Source organism: Sinomonas flava (assembly GCF_039531875.1).
In the GTDB taxonomy this organism is placed as follows: Bacteria; Actinomycetota; Actinomycetes; order Actinomycetales; family Micrococcaceae; genus Sinomonas; species Sinomonas flava.
Genome location: NZ_BAAAQW010000003.1, coordinates 451,081 through 472,909 on the forward strand (window position 1 = coordinate 451,081; position 21,829 = coordinate 472,909).

Annotated in this window: 21 protein-coding genes; 2 read left to right on the plus strand and 19 right to left on the minus strand. The window is 70.2% G+C overall.

From position 1 onward, the window contains the following. Window position 1: 1 nt before the first annotated feature. From ABD298_RS04800 to rfbB, 19 genes are all read right to left on the minus strand, one after another. Window positions 2-1,009, minus strand: a complete 1,008-nt coding sequence (locus tag ABD298_RS04800) for an alpha/beta fold hydrolase (protein WP_344298507.1) — start codon at window positions 1,007-1,009, stop codon at window positions 2-4. Further along, window positions 1,002-1,664 (minus strand): TetR/AcrR family transcriptional regulator, encoded by a 663-nt coding sequence (locus tag ABD298_RS04805; protein WP_344298508.1) that lies wholly within the window; start codon window positions 1,662-1,664, stop codon window positions 1,002-1,004. The genes ABD298_RS04800 and ABD298_RS04805 overlap by 8 nt, the downstream gene beginning before the upstream one ends. Further along, window positions 1,661-3,223, minus strand: coding sequence for an AMP-binding protein (locus ABD298_RS04810; RefSeq protein WP_344298509.1), 1,563 nt, complete (start codon window positions 3,221-3,223; stop codon window positions 1,661-1,663). The genes ABD298_RS04805 and ABD298_RS04810 overlap by 4 nt, the downstream gene beginning before the upstream one ends. Continuing rightward, window positions 3,220-4,338, minus strand: a complete 1,119-nt coding sequence (locus ABD298_RS04815; RefSeq protein WP_344298510.1) for a branched-chain amino acid ABC transporter permease — start codon at window positions 4,336-4,338, stop codon at window positions 3,220-3,222. Before ABD298_RS04815 ends, ABD298_RS04810 begins: the two co-directional genes overlap by 4 nt. After that, on the minus strand, window positions 4,335-5,207 hold the full coding sequence (locus tag ABD298_RS04820) for a branched-chain amino acid ABC transporter permease (RefSeq protein WP_344298511.1): 873 nt from the start codon (window positions 5,205-5,207) through the stop codon (window positions 4,335-4,337). The genes ABD298_RS04815 and ABD298_RS04820 overlap by 4 nt, the downstream gene beginning before the upstream one ends. Continuing rightward, a complete protein-coding gene (locus tag ABD298_RS04825; RefSeq protein WP_344298512.1) occupies window positions 5,204-6,052 on the minus strand; it encodes an ABC transporter ATP-binding protein in 849 nt (282 codons plus the stop codon). The genes ABD298_RS04820 and ABD298_RS04825 overlap by 4 nt, the downstream gene beginning before the upstream one ends. Next, window positions 6,049-6,807 carry an ABC transporter ATP-binding protein gene (locus ABD298_RS04830; protein WP_344298513.1) on the minus strand — a complete coding sequence of 253 codons (759 nt, stop codon included), beginning with the start codon at window positions 6,805-6,807 and terminating at the stop codon, window positions 6,049-6,051. Before ABD298_RS04830 ends, ABD298_RS04825 begins: the two co-directional genes overlap by 4 nt. Window positions 6,808-6,810: 3 nt before the next feature. Next, the gene (locus tag ABD298_RS04835) at window positions 6,811-8,007 is read right to left on the minus strand and encodes a substrate-binding domain-containing protein (RefSeq protein ID WP_344298514.1); all 1,197 of its coding nucleotides are present in this window, start codon (window positions 8,005-8,007) and stop codon (window positions 6,811-6,813) included. 378 nt (window positions 8,008-8,385) lie between these two features. Next, window positions 8,386-9,507 carry a peptide chain release factor 2 gene (gene prfB / locus ABD298_RS04840; protein WP_344298515.1) on the minus strand — a complete coding sequence of 374 codons (1,122 nt, stop codon included), beginning with the start codon at window positions 9,505-9,507 and terminating at the stop codon, window positions 8,386-8,388. A 37-nt stretch (window positions 9,508-9,544) separates the two neighbouring features. Then, the gene (locus tag ABD298_RS04845; RefSeq protein ID WP_344298516.1) at window positions 9,545-9,997 is read right to left on the minus strand and encodes a pilus assembly protein TadG-related protein; all 453 of its coding nucleotides are present in this window, start codon (window positions 9,995-9,997) and stop codon (window positions 9,545-9,547) included. A 20-nt stretch (window positions 9,998-10,017) separates the two neighbouring features. Continuing rightward, window positions 10,018-10,374, minus strand: a complete 357-nt coding sequence (locus ABD298_RS04850; protein ID WP_344298517.1) for a hypothetical protein — start codon at window positions 10,372-10,374, stop codon at window positions 10,018-10,020. A 118-nt stretch (window positions 10,375-10,492) separates the two neighbouring features. Continuing rightward, window positions 10,493-10,822, minus strand: coding sequence for a TadE/TadG family type IV pilus assembly protein (locus tag ABD298_RS04855; protein WP_425564311.1), 330 nt, complete (start codon window positions 10,820-10,822; stop codon window positions 10,493-10,495). An 81-nt stretch (window positions 10,823-10,903) separates the two neighbouring features. Next, the gene (locus tag ABD298_RS04860) at window positions 10,904-11,119 is read right to left on the minus strand and encodes a hypothetical protein (RefSeq protein WP_344298519.1); all 216 of its coding nucleotides are present in this window, start codon (window positions 11,117-11,119) and stop codon (window positions 10,904-10,906) included. Window positions 11,120-11,190: 71 nt separating this feature from the next. Continuing rightward, on the minus strand, window positions 11,191-12,132 hold the full coding sequence (locus ABD298_RS04865) for a type II secretion system F family protein (protein ID WP_344298520.1): 942 nt from the start codon (window positions 12,130-12,132) through the stop codon (window positions 11,191-11,193). After that, the gene (locus ABD298_RS04870; protein WP_344298521.1) at window positions 12,129-12,983 is read right to left on the minus strand and encodes a type II secretion system F family protein; all 855 of its coding nucleotides are present in this window, start codon (window positions 12,981-12,983) and stop codon (window positions 12,129-12,131) included. The genes ABD298_RS04865 and ABD298_RS04870 overlap by 4 nt, the downstream gene beginning before the upstream one ends. Continuing rightward, the gene (locus tag ABD298_RS04875; RefSeq protein ID WP_344298522.1) at window positions 12,983-14,209 is read right to left on the minus strand and encodes a TadA family conjugal transfer-associated ATPase; all 1,227 of its coding nucleotides are present in this window, start codon (window positions 14,207-14,209) and stop codon (window positions 12,983-12,985) included. The genes ABD298_RS04870 and ABD298_RS04875 overlap by 1 nt, the downstream gene beginning before the upstream one ends. A gap of 133 nt (window positions 14,210-14,342) precedes the next feature. Beyond that, window positions 14,343-15,236, minus strand: a complete 894-nt coding sequence (gene galU / locus ABD298_RS04880) for a UTP--glucose-1-phosphate uridylyltransferase GalU (protein ID WP_344298523.1) — start codon at window positions 15,234-15,236, stop codon at window positions 14,343-14,345. A gap of 55 nt (window positions 15,237-15,291) precedes the next feature. Continuing rightward, on the minus strand, window positions 15,292-16,707 hold the full coding sequence (locus ABD298_RS04885) for a sugar nucleotide-binding protein (RefSeq protein ID WP_344298524.1): 1,416 nt from the start codon (window positions 16,705-16,707) through the stop codon (window positions 15,292-15,294). A 26-nt stretch (window positions 16,708-16,733) separates the two neighbouring features. Beyond that, complete coding sequence (gene rfbB / locus ABD298_RS04890) at window positions 16,734-17,729, minus strand: dTDP-glucose 4,6-dehydratase (protein ID WP_344298525.1); 996 nt, start codon at window positions 17,727-17,729, stop codon at window positions 16,734-16,736. Window positions 17,730-17,782: 53 nt separating this feature from the next. Here rfbB and rfbA point away from each other — a divergent pair, with 53 nt between their 5' ends. Together rfbA and ABD298_RS04900 are read left to right on the plus strand one after the other, a co-directional pair. Then, entirely contained in the window at window positions 17,783-18,652 is an 870-nt protein-coding gene (rfbA, locus tag ABD298_RS04895) for a glucose-1-phosphate thymidylyltransferase RfbA (RefSeq protein WP_344298526.1), read from the plus strand. A 538-nt stretch (window positions 18,653-19,190) separates the two neighbouring features. After that, a complete protein-coding gene (locus tag ABD298_RS04900) occupies window positions 19,191-21,623 on the plus strand; it encodes a GH25 family lysozyme (protein ID WP_344298528.1) in 2,433 nt (810 codons plus the stop codon). Window positions 21,624-21,829: the final 206 nt, after the last annotated feature.

Consider the following 21,829-nt stretch of genomic DNA (forward strand, 5'->3'; position numbering starts at 1 on the left):
GCTAAACCTTCGGCGTGTCGCCCTCGGCGAGGCGCACTGCCTCCTCCGTCCTGACGCCGCGCCCGCCGAGCGTTGCGCGCGCGACGGCCGCGGCGCCGTCGGGCGTCATGACGATGGTGTAGTGGTTGGTGCCCGTGACCTCGCGGACCTCGATCGCCGGGTAGGCCGCCCGCCAGCGCTCCATCGCCTCGTCCGGGTACAGCCGGGCAGGGTCGTCGAAGAAGCCGCGTTCGGCGCGCAGGAACACTGCAGGGACGCGGAGCCGCTCGAGCGCACTCAGGAGCACTGCGCCGCCGTAGAGGTCCTCGTTGCCGTCGGGGATCGCCGTGGGGACCGTGGAGGGGTGCAGGTGGGGCGCCTCGCCGTCGAGGTCGTAGAGGACGTAGTCCTCAACCTCTCGGGACCACGCGTGGGCGAACGCCGGATGCCCGCGCCAGTACTCCAGGTACGCCTCGGGACTCGCGAACTCTCTGGTCAGGCGCTCGAGGGTGGGCCCGAGGAGCGCCTCGAGCGCCTCGTCCCGCGACATCCCCGGGGGCGCCTCGAGGGGGAAGCCGCCGTCCACGAGCACGAGCCGGTCGACGAGCTCGGCGTGCCGGTCGGCCAGCACGAGGGACGCGAACGCACCCATCGAGTGGCCCACGACGACGGCGGGCCGGTCCGCGCTGGCGCCGGCCGACCGGAGCACGGCGGCCAGGTCGTCGGCATGCTGGGCCATCCCGTAGGGGCCGGGCAGCGAGCTGCTGCGCGCTCGCCCGCGCAGGTCCGGGGCGACCACCCGCTCGGGCGCCATGCGCGCGGAGGCCGGGCCGCCGTCGTCGGCCGTGCGCGCGAGCAGTGCACGGGCGACGAAGGGCCACGCGAGGTGCGAGGACGTGACCCCGTGCACCGCGAGCACGAAGGCAGAGTCGCCCGGTCCCTCCTCATGCCCGCGCGACCACTCGCCGACCCGGAGGCGCCCGCCGCGCACGTCGACGTCGAAGGTGCGGTAGGCCAGCGTGTCAGTCATGCCGGACGTCCTCTCTGGATGTGGCCGCTGAGGGCGGCGCGTCGGGCGCAAGGCCGCGCTGGATGAGTGCCATGAGCTCGTCGAGCACGTGGTCGGGGATGTCGCGCGGCGCGCCGCCGGTGCCGCCGTCCCCGCCCGCCTCCCACAGGATGTACCGCATGCCGATGAGCTCGCCCATGCCCATGAGCGCCCACGCGGCGATCTCGGGATCCAGCGGGCGGACCTCTCCCGCGTCCTGCGCGGCGGCGAGGCCGTGGGCGTAGCTGCGGACGATCCGCTCGTAGTGCCGGCGCTGCGCGCCCGGGGAGACGAACTCGGCCTGCCGGATGATCCGGTAGAGGGCGGGGTGCTGGGCGGTGAAGCGGAAGAACGCCCGGAAGCCCTCCCGCTCCGCGTCGAACCGGTCCTCGGCGGCGCGGGCCGCCTCCGTCATGGCGTGGCGGACGCGCGCATTGAGGTCGTCCACGACCTCGTCGAAGATCTCCTGCTTGCCGCCGAAGTACAGGTAGAAGGTGCCGAGACCGATCCCCGCCTGCTCGGTGATCCTCACGATCGACGCGTCGTGGTAGCCGGCCGAGGCGAAGACATCCTCCGCCGCGGCCAGGAGCCGCGCCCGCGTGCGCGTCCCGCGGGCCGTGCGTGGCTGGGCGCTCATCGCACGCCCTCCCCCGGCAACCGCACGGCACGTGACTCGGCGCGCGCCCTGAGCCTGGCCCGGGCCGCCTTGTGGAGTCCCGTGCGGGGGATCTCCGCGACGAAATCGATGCTCCGGGGCACCTTGAAGCGGGCGAGCACGCCGCGCAGGTGCTCCCTGAGCTCTTCGGCATCGGTGGCGCAGCCGGGCCGCACGACGACGAACGCAGCCCCCGCCTCGCCCCAGCGCTCGTCCGGGACTCCGACGACGGCGGCGTCGGCCACCGCCGGATGCGCGAGGAGGGCCTGCTCGACCTCGGACGGGGAGACGTTCTCGCCGCCGGAGATGTAGAGGTCCTTGAGCCGGTCGACGACGCGCAGGAACCCCTCGGCGTCGCGCTCCACGACGTCCCCCGTGCGCAGCCAGCCGTCGACGAGCACGCGGGCGGTCGCGGCCGGATCATCGAGGTACCCCGCGAAAACCCCCGGCCCCCGGACCCACAGCTCGCCGCGCGCAGGCCCGTCGAGAACGGCTCCCGTCGTCGGGTCGGCGACGGCGATGTCGACATGGGGGTACGGCGTCCCCGCGGATCCGACCCGGCGCAGGGCCTCCTCCGGGGCCAGACACAGGACATTCGGGCCCGCCTCGGTGAGCCCGTAGCCCTGGGTGAGGGCCACGCCGCGGGCATGCCACGTGCGCAGGAGCGGCGCGGGCATGGGGGCGCCGCCCACGACGGCGCGGCGCAGGCTCGTCAGGTCCGCCTCGCCGAACCCGGGGTGCTGGGACAGCATGAGGTAGTGGGCCGGGACGCCCATCATGGTGGTCACCCGACGCTGGGCGATGAGCTTGAGGATGCGGGCGGCGTCGAACCCCCGTTCGAGCACGACGGTGGCGCCCGTCCACCATGCCAGGAGCGCCAAGATGTTCCATCCGCCCACGTGGAACTGCGGCATGATGCACAGCACCACGTCGTCCCGGCTGACCTCCACGGTGCGGGAGAACGAGAGGTTGGTCCAGAAGCAGTTCGCGTGGGTCAGGACCGCGGCCTTGGGCCGGCCCTCCGTGCCGGACGTGAAGACGATCAGGAGGGGGTCCTCGTCGCCCACCGCGGCACGGGTGACGGGTTCGCCGCGGGGTGGAAGGCTCCGCTCGATGCCTCCGCGGCCCGGCTCCGCGGTGGACGGGCTCACGGGCATCAGTGCCGCGGCCGCGCGGGCGAGGGCCTCGTGCTCCTGCTCGACGACGAACAGGACCGGCGCCGCGATCTCCAGCTGCTCGGCGAGCTCGCGCGGCGCGAGCCGCCACGAGAGCGGAACCAGGACAAGCCCGGCCTTGGCGCACGCGAAGAAGAGCACGACCTGGTCCGCGCTGTTGCCCGTGAGCGTTGCGATGCGTTCGCCGGGCCGGTAGCCAGCGCCGAGCAGCGCCGCTGCGAGCGCGGCCGCCCTGGCCTCGAGCTCGCCGTACGCGAGGGTGACGCCGCGGTCGTCCACGGCGGTCCGCTCGGGCATGCTGGACGCGCGGTCGGTGGTCCAGCGCCCCAGCGTGTGCAGCCCGTCGGCGGGTGCGGATCGGTTCACGCGTCCTCCAGGATCTTCTCGAGGCGCTCGGCGGGTTCGGGCGCACGGGTTCCCGCGCGGCGTCGTGCGCGCAGCCTGCCGGCGGCGCCGGCAATCCCGCCGGGCATGAAGAGCACGACGAGGATGAACAGCGTACCGAGGATGAACAGCGGTTCCGAGAGGGGAATCCGCAGCACCGGAGGCAGCTCCTTGATGGCCGGGGAGGCCGCGAGCGCCGCGAGCCGCTGGTCCAGCAGCGTGTACAGGACTCCCCCGACGACCGCGCCCCAGCGGGACCCGACGCCGCCGAGCACCACCATGACGAGCAGCGTGATGGTGAGGTCCGTGGACACCGAGCGTGGCACGGCGCCCGACTGCAGGAGCAGGTACACCATGCCCGCGATCGACGCGAGCGCGCCCCCGACCGTGAACACGAGCAGCTTCGCGGGGAACGGGGTCAGTCCGAGCACCCGCACGCGCAGCTCGTTCTCGCGTACCGCCTCCGCGACGTGGCCTGCACGGCTGCTCTGGATCCACAGCACCACGGCGTAGACCAGCACGAGCGCGGCGAGCGCCAGCCAGTACAGGTTGCGGGTGTTCACCACTCCGACGAGGCCGTCGGGGAGGTTCTGCGTGGCGAGGCTGAGGCCCTCGTCGCCGCCCGTCGCGTCGCCGGGGTTGCGGCGGACCAGCACGGAGCCGGCCTGCGCGAAGGCGAGCGTGACCATGGCGAAGGGGATGCCTCCCACGCGGAGGCTGATGCTCCCGACCGCGAGCGCAAGCACGATCGCGAGGACCAGGGCGAGCGCGGCGGCCGGGACGAGCGGGAGCCCGAGGTGGGCGAGGATCACGGCGAGGCCGTACACCCCGGCGCCGAAGGAGAGGGCATGGCCGAAGGAGAGCAGTCCCGCGGCCCCGAGCAGGAGGTGGTAGCTGAGGGCTGCGGCGCCCATAGCGAAGCACAGGGCGACCAGCTGGAGCGTGCCCGGCGTGTACGTGGGGCCGGGGAGGATGCCCGGGAGGTCGATCGCGAAGAGCGGCAGGACGGCCAGTGCCAGGACGGCCGCTGCTCCCCCGGCCATCCGTGCCCACGGCAGCCGCGGGCGCTGTCCCGTCTGCGTCCGCGCCCCGCTCACGACGCCGCCCCGAGGAGTCCGCGGGGCCGCACGAGGAGCACGACGGCGAGCGCGAGCACGACCACGAAATCACCGATCCCGAAGTAGAAGTTGGCGAACTGCTGGAGGACCGCGACCCCGACCGAGGCGATCGCCGCCCCCGTGAGCGAGCCGAGGCCGCCGATCACCGTGACGATGAAGGCGAAGATCAGGAGGGAGCCGCCCAGCAGCGGCGAGACATAGCCGAAGTAGTGGCTCGCGAGCACTCCGCCGAGGCCCGCCGCGGCGCCGCCGATCGCGAACACGAGCGTGAAGGCCCTCCGCACATCGATGCCGAGCGCCGTGACCATCGCCCGGTTCTCCACCCCCGCCCGGATGATGAGTCCGTAGCGGGTGCGTTTGAGGAACAGCACGAGTCCGGCCAGGACGAGCGCGGCGCACAGGATTGCGACGAAACGGTCGTTGGGGATCCTGGCCCCGAGGATGTCCGTCGTCTCCTTGAACCACCCCGGCCCGGAGATGTAGACGGCGTCGGTTCCCCAGATCCCGTCGAAGAGCGCCACCGTCGCGAGGGCGAGGCCCACCGTGACGAGCACCTGCTCGATGTGCCGCAGGTAGAGCGGCCTGATGAGGACGAGCTCGGTCACCGCGGCGACCGCGGCGCCCGCCAACACCCCCACGAGCAGCGACAGCGCGAAGGCACCCCACGAGTCGGCCCCGAGCCTGCGCGCGGTCTCCCAGCCGAGGAACGCGCCGAACGTCAGGAAGGAACCGTGCGCGAAGTTGAGCACGCCCATGAGTCCGTAGATGAGGGACAGCCCGGAGGCGACGAGGAAGTACAGCGCCCCCAAGCCCAGCCCCGTGACGAGCAGGAGGATGACGGTGCTCATGGCAGGGCCCCCTCGCCGGGGGACCTGGTGTACGACGCCGCGTGGGCACCCCGGGCGGGTGGGCGGCGCTCGTCGGGCGAGCGGGCGGCGTCGTGCCCGTGTCCCTCTGAGCCCACGCCAAGGAGGCGGCGCGTGAGCGCCTCGTCGTCGAGGAGGGCCCGGGCGTCGTCCGCGCGGTGCACCACCCGGCCGCCGGAGAGGACGACCACGCCGGCGGCGAGGCGCCGCACCACGGCCAGGTTCTGCTCGACGAGGAGGATGGGCACGGCCTGCGCGGCCGTCTCCAGCGCGGCGGCGACCTCCTGGACGACCTTGGGCGCGAGGCCCTTGGTTGGCTCGTCCACGAGGAGCACGCGGTTCTCGTTCAGGAGCGCCCGTGCGAGGGCGACCATCTGCTGCTGCCCGCCCGAGAGGGTGCCGGCGGGCTGCTGGGCCCGCGCGGCGAGGTCCGGGAAGAGCGACTCGACGAACTCCCGGCGCTCGGCCGAGGCCTTGCCGCGGACCGCCAGCTGGAGGTTCTCGGCGACGGTGAGCTTCGAGAAGACCTCCCGGTCCTCCGGAACGTAGCCGACCCCGCGCTGGATGATCCGGTGGGTCGCCTCGCCGTCGATCCGCTCGCCTCCGAGGCTGACGCGTCCGGTGCGGCCGATGAGGCCGAGGACGGCCTTGAGCGTGCTCGTCTTGCCCACCCCGTTGCGCCCGAGGAGGGCGGTGACGCCCCTTCCCGGGACGGAGAAGCCCACGTCCTCCACGACCTGCTGGCCGCCGATGTGCGCGCGCAGGCCCTCGACCGTGAGGATGGGCGACGCCGACGGCCGGCCGGGCCGATCCGTTGCCGTGCTCATACCGGCTCCCCGAGGTAGGCGGCCTGGACGGTGCTGTCGGCCATGACGGCCTCCGGGGTTCCGACGGCGAGGAGCCGCCCGTGGTGCATGACGGCGACACGGTCGACGAGGCCGAGGACCACGTCCATGTGGTGCTCGACCATGAGCACCGTGGTCCCGCGGTCCCGGTGGAGTCCCCGGATGACCTCGCTGAGCGCTCCCACGTCCCCTGAGCCGACACCGGCCATGGGCTCGTCGAGGAGGACCACGCTCGGGTCGGTGGCGAGCATCATGGCGATCTCCACCTTCCGTTTGTCGCCGTGGGACAGGTCGCCGGACCGGTGGTCCTCCTTGCCGGCGAGGCCCACCTCGGCGAGCCGTTCGCGGGCGGTTCGGGTCGCGGCGTCGTGCCTCCTGGGGAAGGCGAGGACGGAGAGGCTGCCCCCGAGACGTGCCTGCGCAGCGAGCCGGACGTTCTCGAGGACGCTGAGGCCCTCGAACAGGCTCGACGTCTGGAACGTCCGGCCGAGCCCGGCGCGGGCTCGGCGGTGCACCGCCAGATGGGTGACGTCCTGGCCGTCCAGGAGCACCCGCCCGGCCGTGGGACGGACGAGGCCCGAGAGCACGTTGAAGAGCGTCGTCTTGCCCGCGCCGTTGGGGCCGATGACCCCGAGCATCTCGCCCCGCGCGACGCCGAACTCGACGTCGGCGAGGATGCTCGCGCCGCCGACGGCGAAGCCGAGGCCCTCGACGGCGAGGGCGGGATGGGCTGCCACAGGTCAGCTCTTCTTCTCGGCCGGGGCGACCTGGTCCGAGGGCACGGTCTTGACCAGCTGAGGGGTCCAGGCGCCGTCCTTCTGGACGAGCTTGGCCTGGTACATCGGCTGCATCAGCACGTGGTCCGAGGCCCGGACGCTCTCCTTGCCCTTGGGTCCGTCGAACTCGTAGCCCTCGAGGCCCTTGACCATCTCGTCCACCGACGCGCCGGACTTGACCGCCTGGACGATCATCTGGCCCGCGACGAACCCGTCCGGGGTGAAGAGGTCCACCTTCTTGCCGGCCGCCTCGACGTCCTTGACCATCTCCTGCTCGACGGCATTGTTGCCGCCGGCGCCCTTGAAGTAGTGGCTGAGGAAGCTGATCTTGCTGCTCGCGGCACCGTAGGCGGAGTAGGTCGAGGTGTCGCCGAGGCCGGTGACGACGGGTGCGGCGTCGAACACGCCCTGCTGGGTGAGTGCCTGCCACATCGCGCCGCTCGTGGCGCCGGCCCAGGCCACGAAGGTCATCGCGGGCTTGGCGTCGATGATCTGGCGCGCGAACGGCGTGAACTCGGTGGCGTCCTCGGGGACGAGGACCTGCTCCACCGTGGCGCCCTTCGCCCCGAGCACGGCCTTGACCGCGGCGACGTTGCCCTGGCCGAAGGCGTTGTTCTGCGCGAAGACCAGGACCTTCTTGCCCTGCAGGCTCTCCACGAAGGTGCCGGCCGTGGCGACGTCCTGGAGCGACTGCCGGCCCGAGCGGAACGTGTACTTGTTGATTCCCTGGAGCGCGTCTGTGGCGGCGGGGCCCGAGATGTACAGGACCTTGTTCTGCGCGGCCTGCTCGGCGAGCTTGAGCGCGACACCGGAGACCACCGTGCCCGCGAGGATCTTGTAGTCCTTGCCGATGAGGTCCTTGGCGATCGCGACCGCCTTGTCGGCGTCGCCCGCGTCGTCCTGATAGGTGAGGTTCAGGGTGGCGTTGCCGACCTTGCCGGTCCCGCCGGTTGCGTACTTGATGCCAGCCTGGAGGCCCTCGTAGTAGGCCTCGCCGTAGGCAGCGAGCGGCCCGGTCTTCGAGTAGACGATGCCCACATTGACCGTCCGGGCCGCGTCGGAGGGGCCGCCCGAGGCGCTGGACGAGCTGGGCGCGCATCCGGTCGCGGCGAGGCCGGCGGCGAGAGTCGCCGCAAGGAGGAACTTCTTTGTTGCCTTCACGGGAGTGCCTTTCGCAGAAGCTGCAGGAGTGCGGAATGAGCAAACATGAAAGGTGATTCAGGTTACGGAAAACGTACGACGTCGGCACGCTGCCGTCAAGGCCGTCCCGCCCTCCGCCGAGGTCACCCCCTGTGGGCCCGAGGTCACCCCCTGTGGGCCCGACATCACCCCGTGTGGGGCCGACATCACCCCGTGTGGGCCCGACGTCACCCCGTGTGAGCCCGACGTCACCCCGTGTGGGCCCGACGTCACCCCGTGTGAGCCCGACGTCACCCTTGCACTCCGTGTCCACCGCGGAAACCGCGACGCGCTGCGCCACCACGGACGCAAGAAAGCCCGGCGCCTCGCAAGAGGAGCCGGGCCTTCTACGCAGCGGGGTCAGCTTCCGGCAGCGCCCTGGCGCTGACCGGCACGCCAGCGGATCCCGGCGTCGATGAAGCCGTCGATGTCGCCGTCGAGCACCGCCGCCGTGTTGCCAACCTCGTGTTCCGTCCGCAAGTCCTTGACCATCTGGTAGGGGTTCAGGACGTATGACCGCATCTGATCGCCCCACGATGCCTTGACGTCGCCTGCGAGGGCCTTCTTCTGTGCGTCTTCCTGCTCCTTCTTCAGCAGGAGGAGGCGAGACTGGAGAACGCGCAACGCAGCGGCGCGGTTCTGGATCTGCGACTTCTCGTTCTGCATCGACACGACGATGCCCGTCGGGATGTGTGTCAGGCGGACGGCAGAGTCAGTCGTGTTGACGGACTGGCCGCCGGGGCCCGAGGAGCGGAAGACATCCACGCGGATCTCGTTGTCCGGGATCTCGATGTGGTCCGTCTGCTCGATGAGCGGAATCACCTCAACCGCTGCGAAGGAGGTCTGGCGGCGGCCCTGGTTGTCGAAGGGGCTGATGCGGACCAGTCGGTGGGTGCCCGCCTCGACAGAGAGGGTGCCGTAGGCGAACGGCGCATTGACCTCGAAGGTCGCCGACTTCAGGCCGGCCTCCTCCGCGTACGAGGTATCCATGACCTTCGTCGGGTAGCCGCGGCGTTCGGCCCAGCGGAGGTACATGCGCATGAGCATCTCGGCGAAGTCCGCGGCATCGACGCCACCAGCCCCCGCGCGGATCGTCACCACGGCATCCCGCTCGTCGTAGTCGCCGTTCAAGAGCGTCACGACCTCGAGTTCTTCAAGAGCCTTCCTGATCGAGCCGAGTTCCCTGCCTGCCTCTGCGAGCGAGTCTGGATCGCCCTCCTCTTGGGCAAGCTCGACGAGCACCTCAAGGTCGTCGATGCGCTCTCCGAGCTTCTCGACACGCTCTAGCTCCGACTGACGGTGAGACAGCCGAGAGGTCACCTGCTGGGCCTTCGACGGGTCGTCCCAGAGGTCCGGGGCGCCGGCTGCCTCGCTTAACTCCGCGATCTCGGCACGCAGAGACTCGACGTCGGTCACCTGCTCAATGGAGTCGTGGGTGGCGCGAAGCGCGCGGATCTCTGCGGGGAAGTCGATCTCAGCCATATCCATCCAAGGTTACGCCATGAGCAGCGGCCACCGGTCAGCGCACGAGCCGGGCACGGGCACTGGCAGTGGCCTTGATCGGCACTCCGTGAGGCAAGAGGATGCCGGCAATCGGCACCTTCGCCATCGCGGTCAGGCTGACCGTGGCCGTGCGGCCGTCCGGCGTGCCCGTCGCTCCCTCGACCGCCAGCCCCTCGAACCTCGCGGCCGCGCCGTCGCGAGCGAGGTAAGTGGCGACGACGCCACGCACCTTCTCCGGCGCGAGCACAGCCGCTGGCGGCCGGTCTCCCGAGGCGGTGTCCGCGAGGGTGAAGCTGTCGGCGGCGGCTGCCGCGGCGCCGTCGGCCGCCGAGAGCAGCTTCCGGTGCTCGATGTGCACTGCGGAGACTCCCATCACCGTGGCTGCGACCAGCAGACACAGGACGGTGAAGCCGATGATCAGGACGGTGAGCTGGCCCGACTCGTCCCCGCAGCCCCGGACCCGGCGCACGACGGCGCCCGCTAGCCTCTTCAGCGGAACCTCCCCACGATCTGGGTCGCCGACGCCTCGATGCGGCCGATGCTCAGGCCGAAGCCTGAGCTGACCGGACTGAACGGCAGCGGTACCTCGACGTGGACCGTCGCCTGCACTGCGGCGCCAGCCTGAAGGCAGGGGCTGCGATCGCAGGCGAGTACGAGCCGGGCGCTGTGCTCGGCGAGCCCGAAGTCGGACATCGCCACGCGCACCGCCGACTCCGCCGCAGTCCGTGCCGCCGCCTCATCCGCCGCCTGGGCGAAGGACTTGGCGGCATGGTCGGCGGCGCCTGTCGCAGCGAACGAAGCGCCCTGGAGCGCGGCGACCGTCAGCACGAAATAGACGACAGGCACGAGCAGGATCAGCCCGAGGAAGACGAATTCGACGACGGCGCTTCCGCCCTCTCCAGCGGCCAGCCCTCTGAACCGATCGAGAAGGGCAGCCCGCGGCCCAGCTTTCGGGGCCGGACCATCACTGAAGCGGGGCATGGCCGGAGACCTCCAGGCGCCCCGCCGGGCCGATAAGTCCGACGACAGGCATCGGGGCGACCACCCGGACCTCCAACGAGCGCACCCCGGCCGAATCGGCGTGGCCGACGCTGATGTCCCCGGCATAATCGGCACCGACGGCTCCGGTGATGAGTTCGCCGGCCCGGGTGCGTGCGTCCTGGGGCGTCCTGTCTGCGAGGGTGCCATACCGCGCGCCGGAGGCGGCAGCATCGACGAGGACGTTGCGCACGTGGAGGACCAGCGTGAGCTGGACCACCGCAAGCGCAAGGACCGTCAGAAGGCCGCCGACCATCACGAAGTCGGCAGCCGCAGAGCCCTCCTCAGAACCCCAGGGCCCTTGCCATGGGCGGTGCGAGCGGGGGCAGCGCATGGCCTACTTGCTCACCTTGCTGATGGCCTGGTTGAAGAGACCTTCGAGGGCAGGACCCGCCACGGCGAGTAGCCCCATCACGAGGACGGCAGACATCAGGGTGATCATGACCCAGCCCGGGACGTCGCCTCGCTCGCGGTCGTCGCCGTCGGAGGCCCTTCTCCAGAGCGCCTCCGGAAGATTCGCGAGCCGGATCCCTGCGCGGGTGAGCGTGTTCATGGTGTTTCCCTTCCCCAATAGGTGCGGCGCCCGGGGCGGTTCCCCGGACTCGGTGTCCCCCATAGCGGTGGTCAGAAGCCAAGCGTGATCGCGGCCACGCCCGGATACACGGCGAAGACGACGGTGAGCGGCAGGACACCGAAGACCAGCGGGACCATCATCCCGATCTCCTTCTTCCCAGCGGCCTCCATCAGCTCTCTCTTGGCAAGGTCGCGGACATCCTGGGCCTGCGCCCGCAGGACATCCGACAGCGGTGTCCCGCGTTCGATGGCCACGATCAGCCCGTCCACGAACCTCGTGATGGGCGCTAGGTCCACCCGGTCCGCCATGGCCTGCAGAGCCTCAACGAGCGGCGCTCCGGAGCGGGCGTGGGCGAGGACTTTCTCAAACTCGCCGGCGAGGTCGCCCTTGGAGACACGGGCCGTCCTGTCCAGAGCCCCTGCAGCCGTCTCGCCCGCGCCGACCGCGAGCGCCATCATGTCCGCGACCGAGGGGAACTCCCCCAGGATCCGCTGCTTGCGCCGGGCGATGGCCGCACCGAGGAGGTAATCCCGTGCCATGAACCCGGCGACGGTCGCTGCCACGACCATGAGCACCGCAAAGACCGCCGTGGTACGGCCGCTGAGAGCGGCGGCCGCCGCGCCGAGAGCCGCCACAGCGAACGACCCTCCGGCACAGAGCAGCTGCTCGGCACGAAAGTCCACCGCCGACTTCGTGCTCCCCGCTTGGGCGAGCCGGCGCGCGAGCGTGGCATTGCCCAGATTCAGCCTGGAGAGCGCGCCCACGGCGTCATCCAAGAGGGGGCGGATGATGTGTTCGAGGGGTCCGAACGGGGTCACGCTGGCGGGCTCGCCATGCAGTAGCCTCGATCCGCGGTCGACGGAGCGCAGCTGCGGAGCAACCCGCTGCGTGAACGTGGCGCGGCGCATGACCGGGAGTCGGACGAAGGCGATCCATAGCCCGACGCCCAGAAGTGATCCCGTGAGAACGGCCGCAGCGGTGATGCCGCTCATCGCAGGACCCGCTCTTCCCGCGGAAGCGCCCCGATGCGCAGCATCAGGCGATAGCAGACGACGGAAACGCCGAGTCCGACCGCCAGCACGAGGAACCCGCTCGGCGCCGCGTAGGCCGCCATCGCCTCAGGCCGTGTCGACATGAGCAGCAGCACGATCCACGGGGCAGCGACCGCCAGGCGCGCAGCATTGACCGTCCACGACTGGCGCGCCTCGAGCTCGCTGCGGGTGCGCGCGCTCTCGCGCAGGAATTCCGCGAGGGTGCCAAGCAGGCGTCCCAGCTCCGATCCGCCGACTTCACGGGTCAGCCGCAGGGCCTCTACGATGCGGTCCGCGACTGGGTCGGAGAGGCGCTCCTTGAGGCGGTCGAGTGCCAGGCCGAAGCTTCCACTCGAGCGGTAGTCCGCAGCGAACTCGAGAAACTCTCCGCGAAGCGGCTCCGGCCCCTTGTAGCCGAGCTGCATGAGCGATTCAGGCAGCGACAGACCCGCGCGGATCGCCGACCGAATGTGGTCGACGACGTCGGGCCAGAGCTCGCGGAGGACGGCGGCGCGCCGCTTGGCCTGCCAGCTCACCAGCCCGACAGGCAAAGCGCCCGCGAAGAGGCCGAAGCAGAGCGCGACCGGGACAGCCCCGGTGACGACGAAGAACAGCAAGCCGAAGAACGCGCCGAGTCCGAGGCTCGAAGCGACGAGTCCGGTGGGAGTGACTCTGTGGATTCCGGCTTGGGCGATGAGGACGTCAAGCCGGCCAGGCTCCCGCTTGCGGACCCTGCGCTCTGGTCTGGGCCAGAAGGACCACCACACGAGGAACAGCCCCGCGCCCCCGGCCAATCCGAGTACCGCGGCCATCAGGCGCTCTCCAGCAGGTCCAGCACGTCGATCCCGGCCCGGGAGAACTTCTCCACCGAGGGAAGCCCGGTGGGCCGGGGCCGCAGGACGCCGTCGCCGTCGAGGGCGAACACCGACGATGTTTCGATGACACCGTTCTCCACGCGCTGCCCGAGGGACAGGATCTCGGTGACCTGCCGACGCCGGTTGGGATGACGGCTGCAGTGGACCACGAGGTCGATGCACGCCGCCACGGTGGGCACGACGAAGCTGGACGAGATGTTGGCGCCAGCCAGCAGCGGGAGCGTGCACAGCTTGGTGACGGCGTCCTGGGCGGAGTTCGCGTGGACAGTGCACATGCCCGGAAGCCCACTGTTCAAGGCGATGAGCATGTCGAGGGCCTCCGCCTCGCGCACCTCTCCCACGACCAGTCGGTCGGGCCGCATGCGCAGCGCCTCCTTGACGAGACGTCGCATCGGGATCTCGCCCGTGCCCTCGAGGTTCGGCTGACGGCACTGCAGCCCTACCACATCGCGCAGCGGGAACTGGAGCTCGAAGATCTCCTCGACCGTGATCACCCGTTCTCGGGATCCAATCGACGCGCCGAGGCAGTTGAGCATCGTGGTCTTGCCGGCCTGGGTCGCACCGGAGACGAGGATGTTCAGACCGCCCGCCACCGCCGCGGCGAGGAACCGCGCGGCCTGAGGGGTGAGGGATCCCAGTTCCACGAGGTGCTCGAGGCGGCTCGCCTTCACAATGAACTTCCGGATGTTCACAGCCCAGTGCCGACGGGTCACATCGGGTATCACCACGTGCAGGCGAGAACCGTCGGGGAGGGCAGCATCGACGAACGGGCTGGAAAGATCGAGCCTGCGCCCGGAGGACTTGAGCATGCGCTCGACGAGGTCGCGGACCTGCTGCTCGCTGAGCGTTACGCTCGTCAGTTCGGACTCACCGTTGCGGGCTGCGTACACCTCGTGCGGGGCATTGAGCCAGATTTCCTCAATGGTCGGATCGTCCAGCAGGGGCTGGAGGGGCCCGAAGCCGGCCACGGCGTCGAAGAGGCTCTTGCGGGCAGCCTCAAGGGAGCCAAGGGGAGGGACCACGCCCAGCAGAGCTCGCTCGTCGTAGTCCACGACGGCGGCATCGACCAGCCGCCGTACGTCACCCGACGAGCCGAGCGGGTCGATGCCCCTGAGCCTGATCAGCTCCCGGACCTCTCCCTCGACAATGCGCAATGCGTCCACAGTTCCCCCCTGGGTGTGTCGCCCTGCCGGGACCCCCTCCCGGCAGCAAGGCTCACACTAACTGCTTTTGCAAACACCCGCCGAACAAGACGCCTACCTGTGGAGAACTCCCCCGATTGAACCGCTGACGCGCCTACAGCGCCGCTGCGAAGTCCTTGAGCCACGGCCGCAGCCCGGCGAGATCCTCGCGCTCGACGGCGAGGGTCACCACCGCCTTGAGGTAGGAGAGCTTGTCCCCCGTGTCGTAGCGGCGCCCCCGGAACACCACGGCATGGACGCCGCCGCCTTCGCCCTCACGGGCGGCGAGGACCTCGAGCGCATCGGTGAGCTGTATCTCGCCGCCGCGACCGGGCTGCGTCTGCTCGAGTACGTCGAACACGGCCGGGTGCAGCACGTAACGGCCGATCACCGCGAGATTCGACGGGGCCTCCTCGACGGCGGGCTTCTCGACGAGCCTGTTGACGCGGACATAGTCCTCGCCGTCCACTGATTCGACATCCGCGCACCCGTAGGACGAAATCTGCTCCGGGTCGACCTCCATGAGGGCGATCACCGATCCGCCGGTGGCCCGCTGGACCCGGATCATCTCGCTGAGCAGCTCATCGCGGGAGTCGATGAGGTCGTCGCCGAGCAGGACGGCGAAGGGCTCGTCGCCCACATGCCGCTTGGCGCATAGGACGGCATGGCCCAGGCCCTTTGGATCACCCTGACGCACGTAGTGGATGTCACCGAGCGTGTTCGACTCCTGGACAGCTGCGAGGCGCCTGGTGTCGCCCTTGGCCTCGAGCACGGCCTCGAGCGTCGGGACGCGGTCGAAGTGGTCCTCGAGCGCCCGCTTGCTGCGGCCCGTGATCATGAGGACGTTGTCGAGCCCGGCCTTGGCCGCCTCCGCGACGACGTACTGGATGGCGGGCTCGTCGACGACGGGCAGCATCTCCTTCGGCATCGCCTTCGTCGCCGGGAGGAAGCGGGTGCCAAGGCCTGCAGCAGGAATGACGGCCTTGGTGATACGTGAAGTCTGAGGCATGGGCGTAGCTTACGGGACGAACCGAAACGGAAGACGATCGGTGACGTCCTCGCGCTCAAGGCCCGATCGGATAGGTGCGGAGTCGGTCTTCCCAGCGGTGGGGGGTGAAGCCGGTGGATTCGATCCGGTGCAGGTCCAGGGTGGAGTTCAGCGGGCGTGGGGCGGTGTGGGGCCTGTCGGCGAAGTAGGCGGCTGTGGTGGTGCGCTGGATGTCGCCGGGGTGGCGTCCGGCGACGGCGAACACTTCCGCGGCGACGTCGGCCCAGCTGGCCACCTCCCCGGAGGAGCTGAGGTTGTAGGTCCCGTACGGGGCACCGGTCTCGAGCAGGTGGCGGATGCCGGCGGCGAGGTCCGCGGTGAAGGTGGGCCGGCCCATCTGGTCGTCCACGACGGCCGGGCTCACTCCCTCGGACGCGAGGCGGGCCATGGTGCGCACGAAGTTGTTCCCGTCCCCGATGACCCACGAGGTTCGCACCGTGTAGTGCCGCGGGACGGCGGCCACGGCGGCGTCCCCGGCGGCCTTGGACTGCCCGTACACCCCCAGCGGGGAGAACGGCTCGTCCTCCTGGTGGACACGCACGGTGCCGTCGAAGACGTAGTCGCTGGAGACGTTCACCAGCGTGATCCGGTGCTCGGCCGCGACCCGGGCCAGCCGGGCCACCGCTCCGGCGTTGACCGCCCACGCGGCCCGCCGGCCCTCGGGGGCCTCTGCCGCGTCGACGGCCGTGTAGGCGGCGGCGTTGATGATCGTGGAGTACTGGGACCAGTCCCGTGAGGCGAACGATGCCGGGGCGGCGAGGTCGAAGTCGGCGCGCGTGGCGAACTCCACCGCCCCGGGCGGGGCGCCGTCGTACGCCTCCCGCAGGGCCCTCCCCAGCTGGCCGCCCGCGCCGAGCACGAGGACCGTCCGGGGCCGCATCGGCTCAACGTCGGCCAACCGCGGGTGGGCGCGGTCCTTCTCCGACAGCTCCGCGTGCTCGAGCGGGATCGGCCACGGGATCGCCACGGTCTCGTCGGCCAGGTTCAGGAACGTGTACTCGCCCTGGGCCTCGGCGGACCAGTGGTCGTTGACCAGATAGGTGTAGGCCGTGCCGTCCTGGAGGGTCTGGAACGCGTTGCCCACCCCGCGCGGGACGAAGACTGCCCTGGAGGGGTCCAGCTCGGCAGTGGCCACCGCCCCGAACGTGGGGCCCGGGCGCAGGTCCACCCAGGCACCGAAGATCCGGCCCGTGGCGACCGAGACGTACTTGTCCCACGGCTCGGCGTGGATCCCCCGCGTGGTCCCGGCGGCGGCGTTGAAGGAGACGTTGTTCTGCACCGGGGCGAAGTCCGGCAGCCCGAGCGCGGTCATCTTCTGACGCTGCCAGTTCTCCTTGAACCAGCCCCGGGTGTCCCCGTGCACGGGCAGGTCCAGCAGCAGCAGCCCCGGGATCGCCGTCGCGTGCACGGCCAGCGGCCTGGAGAACACCAAGCCCTCCCCGGGCCGGCCCGGCGCGCTCACTGGCCCAGCTCCGCGTACCGGGCCTCGGTGGCGGCCTTCTGCGGGCGCCACCAGTGCTCGTTCTCCCGGTACCACCGGATCGTGGCGCCCAGGCCCGCCGCGAAGTCGCCGTACTGCGGTTCCCAGCCGAGCTCGGTGCGCAGCTTCGTGGCGTCGATCGCATAGCGCAGGTCGTGCCCGGCCCGGTCCGCGACCAGGTCGTACGCGTCCGGCGCCTGGCCCATCAGCTCCAGGACCAGCTCCACCACCGCCCTGTTGTCCCGCTCCCCGTCCGCGCCGATCAGGTACGTCTGCCCGATCCTGCCACGCTCGAGGATGGCCAGCACCGCGGAGGAGTGGTCCTCGGCATGGATCCAGTCCCGCACGTTCCGGCCCTGCCCGTACACCCTCGGCCGCACCCCGTCGATCACGTTGGTGATCTGGCGCGGGATGAACTTCTCCACATGCTGGTACGGGCCGTAGTTGTTCGAGCAGTTGCTGATCGTGGCCGCCAGCCCGAACGAGCGCACCCACGCCCGCACCAGCAGGTCCGATCCGGCCTTGGTCGCCGAGTACGGGCTCGAGGGGTTGTACGGGGTGGACTCGGTGAACCGCCCCGGCTCGTCCAGCGCCAGGTCCCCGTACACCTCGTCGGTGGAGATGTGGTGGAACCGCGTCCCGTGCCGGCGCGCGGCCTCGATCAGCGTGTAGGTGCCGAGGATGTTCGTCTCCAGGAACGGGCGCGGGTCCCGCAGCGAATTGTCGTTGTGGCTCTCCGCCGCGTAATGCACCACCGCATCCGCCCCCGCCACCAGCGGATCCACCAGCGCCGCGTCCGCAATGTCCCCACGCACGAACCGGAACCGCTCCCCCTCAAGCCCCTCCAACGACGCCAGATTCCCCGCATACGTCAACTTGTCCAGGACGGTCACATGATGCCCCGTATGCCCCAGCACGTAGTGGACGAAATTGGCGCCGATGAAGCCTGCGCCGCCCGTCACGAGCAGTTCCATAAGGCTGAATCTAACTGTTGGGAACCGAACGTGTAACCGGAATGATGATTTCCATGAAGGGAATCATCCTGGCAGGGGGGACCGGGTCCAGACTCCACCCCATCACCCTGGGCGTGAGCAAGCAGCTCGTGCCCGTCTACGACAAGCCCATGGTCTACTACCCGCTCTCCACCCTGCTGCTGGCCGGCATCAGGGACATCCTGGTCATCACCACCCCCATGGACGCCCCGTTCTTCGAACGGCTCCTGGGCGACGGGTCGCACTTCGGGATCTCCATCAGCTACGCCGTCCAGCCCTCCCCCGACGGCCTGGCCCAGGCCTTCATCCTCGGCGCCGAGCACATCGGCACCGACACCGTCGCCCTGGTCCTCGGGGACAACATCTTCTACGGCCCCGGCCTGGGCACCCAGCTGCGCCGCCACCACGACATCGACGGCGCCTCCGTCTTCGGCTACTGGGTCAAGGACCCCAGCGCGTACGGCGTCGTCGAATTCGACGACGCCGGGCGCGCGGTCTCCATCGAGGAGAAGCCCGCCCAGCCCAAGAGCAACTACGCCATCCCCGGCCTGTACTTCTACGACAACGACGTCGTCGCCATCGCCAAGGACCTCAAGCCCTCCGCCCGCGGCGAGCTCGAGATCACCGACATCAACCGCACCTACCTCGCCGCCGGCACACTCCACGTCGAAGTCCTCCCCCGCGGCACCGCATGGCTGGACACCGGCACCTTCAGTGACCTCAACGACGCCTCCAACTTCATCCGCACCGTCGAAAACCGCCAAGGACTCAAGATCGGCGCGCCCGAGGAAATCGCCTGGCGCCAAGGCTTCCTCGACGACGAATCCCTCCGGAAAGCTGCACAGCCCCTCGTCAAAAGCGGCTACGGACGCTATCTTCTCGGACTGCTCGACGAAGAACACTAATCTCGTCAGTATCTTTGGACCCATTAGTCACACCTGAAACAACAGTGTTATCGTGACGGTGCCATTGCTGCCCCCGTTGGCTCGGGACGTGCCAGATTGACGGGGGCAGTCCGCAAGGCCGTATTGAGTGGGGGGATCAGCGGCCGTAGCCCTTGGACGGTCCAGCATGAGCAGAGCAGCCCACCGGCATCAGAAGCACCGACACATCACCCGGCTCGCGAAAGGCGCGGCAGTCGCCGTCGTCACCGTGGCCGCTGCTGTGGCCGTGCCCGCCGCAACCCTCCACGGAGGCACGGGCGCATCCACCAGCGCGCTCCAGAACCCACGCCCAGTCGCGCAAGCTGCGGCCGCACCGGCCGGCGCGGTTGCGCCCGTGGCCTTCGATACGAGCCGATCCGCCGCATCCCAAGCGCAGCCCCCCGCCCCATCCCCGGCCGCCCGCCCCGCCGCTCCGGCGACGGCGCCCAGCCCGGCGCCGTCGCCCACCGGGGGCGGGAACGGAGACGCGGCTCAGCCGGCACCGCCGGACGACAAGACCATGGCCCAGCTCGCCACCCAGATGGGGCGCGCCGGGTCCGCCATGGGCCAGGGCCTCAAGCGCATCAATGCGGGGAAGTCGCCCACCACCTCAGTTCCGCAGACTGCGGCGACCGCGCTCAACCCGTCCGCCCTTCCGGATCCCGCGCCCCGCGCGTCTGGCGACCCGACTGCTGTCACCCCGCAGTCGACGAGCGTCGTCCCTCTCCAGACAGGCGGCCAAGCGGGCGCCGCGGTGCAGATGGCGAACAACACCTGGACGCCCCCGGGGGTCCAAGGCATGGACGTCAGCGCCTGGCAGTCCGCGGCGTCCGGCGGGAGCGACATCGACTGGCAGCAGCAGTGGAATCTCGGCGCACGCTTCGCCTATGTCAAGGCGACCGAAGGCACCACGTACGTGAGCGACGCGTTCAGCTCCCAGTATCTCGGCAGCGCCAGCGTGGGTATGGTCCGCGGCGCGTACCACTTCGCGCTTCCCAGCGTCTCGAGCGGAGCGGAGCAGGCCAACTACTTCGTCAGGAACGGCGGAGGCTGGTCGGCCGACGGAATCACGATGCCCCCGCTCCTGGACATTGAGTACAACCCGTACAGCTCCCTCGGCAACGTCTGCTACAACATGAGCGCAGCCCAGATGGTGGCGTGGATTCAGGACTTCTCCGCGACCCTCAAGTCCCTCGTGGGCCGGGTACCCGCGATCTACACCACCACGGACTGGTGGAGCAGGTGCACCGGCAACAGTGCCGCCTTCCCCGACAACCCCCTGCACATCGCCGCCTACAACAACGTGGGCCCGGGCACTCTCCCTGCCAGCTGGTCGTTCTACTCGATCTGGCAGTACAACAGCCAGGGCCCCTTCGCGGGCGACTCGAACCAGTGGAACGGCAGCTTCAACGCGCTGAAGCTGTTCGCCCGCGGTGATACCGCAGCGGCCAACCCCTCCATCGCAACGGCCGGGGATCTCGTCATGATCGACTCCTCCGGGACCCTCGTGGACTATCCCGCCGACGGACAGGGGGGCCTTATCCAGACCCCCCGTCGCATCGGCACTGGCTGGAGCGGCGCGAAGGCGGTGTACGTCGTCGACTGGAACCAGGACGGCATCTTCGACCTCCTCGGGCAATGGGGCGACGGCACCTTGCGGATGTACCCGGGGGCCGCGGGTGGCGGGTTCGGCGCCCCCACCACAGTCGGCACCGGATGGCAGGACATTTCCGTCACGGTCGGCTGGTGGAACGCGAGGGACGGGTATCCCTCGATCCTCGCCAAGGATGCCCAGGGCCGGCTCTTCTACTACTCGAACACCTCGGGAGGGTACCTCGGCGGCGGCCAGCAGGTGGGGTCCGGATTCGGCACCCAGAAGATCTCCATGATCGACTTCGATGGCGACGGCGCTCAGGACCTGCTGTCGCGCTCATCTGACGGCACGATGTACCTGTACGCAGGCAACGGCCAGGGCGGCTTCATCACCGGACAGGGACAGGCCATCGGCAGCGGATGGAACCGGATGGCGTCAGTGGCGTCCTCGTGGGGGTTCGTGGGCGCAAGCAGCCTTGGCCTCGTCGCGAAGGATACCGTCGGGGACATCTACTACTACCCGGCGTCGAATGGATCGTGGGGAGCACCGTCGAAGATCGGCTCAGGCTGGCAGAACGCGACGCTCGGCGGCGCGCCGCTCGATCCGACGCCACCCACGGTCATCCGGCCCTCGGACCTTGTCGGCGCCACGGGCACGGGAGTGCTCAATCGGTACCCGGCCCCGGGCAACGGAACCCTCGCGGCGCCGGTCGCGGTCGGGTCCGGCTGGTCGAGCGTCACCCAAGGGTTCGTCGCCGACTGGAACGGCGACGGCCTCCAGGACCTCGTCGGACTGTGGCCGGACGGCCGGATCATCGTCTACTTCGGTCAGGCCGACGGCACGTTCAGCGCGGCCACGGTCATCGGCACCGGCTGGGACGGGTGGACGCTCACCGTGGGCCGCTGGAAGGCAACCGACGCGCTGCCCTCCATCGTCGCCAGGGCGCCCGATGGCACCCTCCAGTACATTGCCAACGTCGGCGGGAAGTCGCTTGCTGCGCCGGTCACCATCGGCTGGGGCTGGCAGGGCCTGTCGCTGACACAGATCGACTTCGACGGCGACGGCAACTCGGACATCCTCGCCCGCACCACGGCTGGTGAGGTGCGCCTCTACCGCTCCGACGGCAGCGGTGCCTTCATCAACGAGGCCCGCCGCACTGTCGGAACAGGCTGGCAGATCTTCGACGCCGTCGTGGGCAGCTCGGGCTTCACCGGCGCTGGCACCAAGGGGCTCTTCGCCCGCACCACCGACGGCGCCCTGCGCTACTACCCCATCACTGCGGGCGGCGCGTGGGGCACGACGGCGGTCGTCGGCACCGGGTGGAGCGGCGCCAACCTCTTCGCACCAGCAGCGAAATAGCAGTGTGCGGCGGAACGACGCCGCACACCTGCCCTGAGTGGGGCGCCGCGGGCACGCGGCGCCCCACTCTTCGTTTCAGAAGGCCACAATTCACCGTCGGCGTGTTCTAATGAAGGAGGTCTCAGACACAGTGGTGCCGACGGGGGGCTCCGGAGCCAATGGGGCGGCTCTTCCTTCGCTGGCAGCAGTGACCCGAGGAGAGCGCT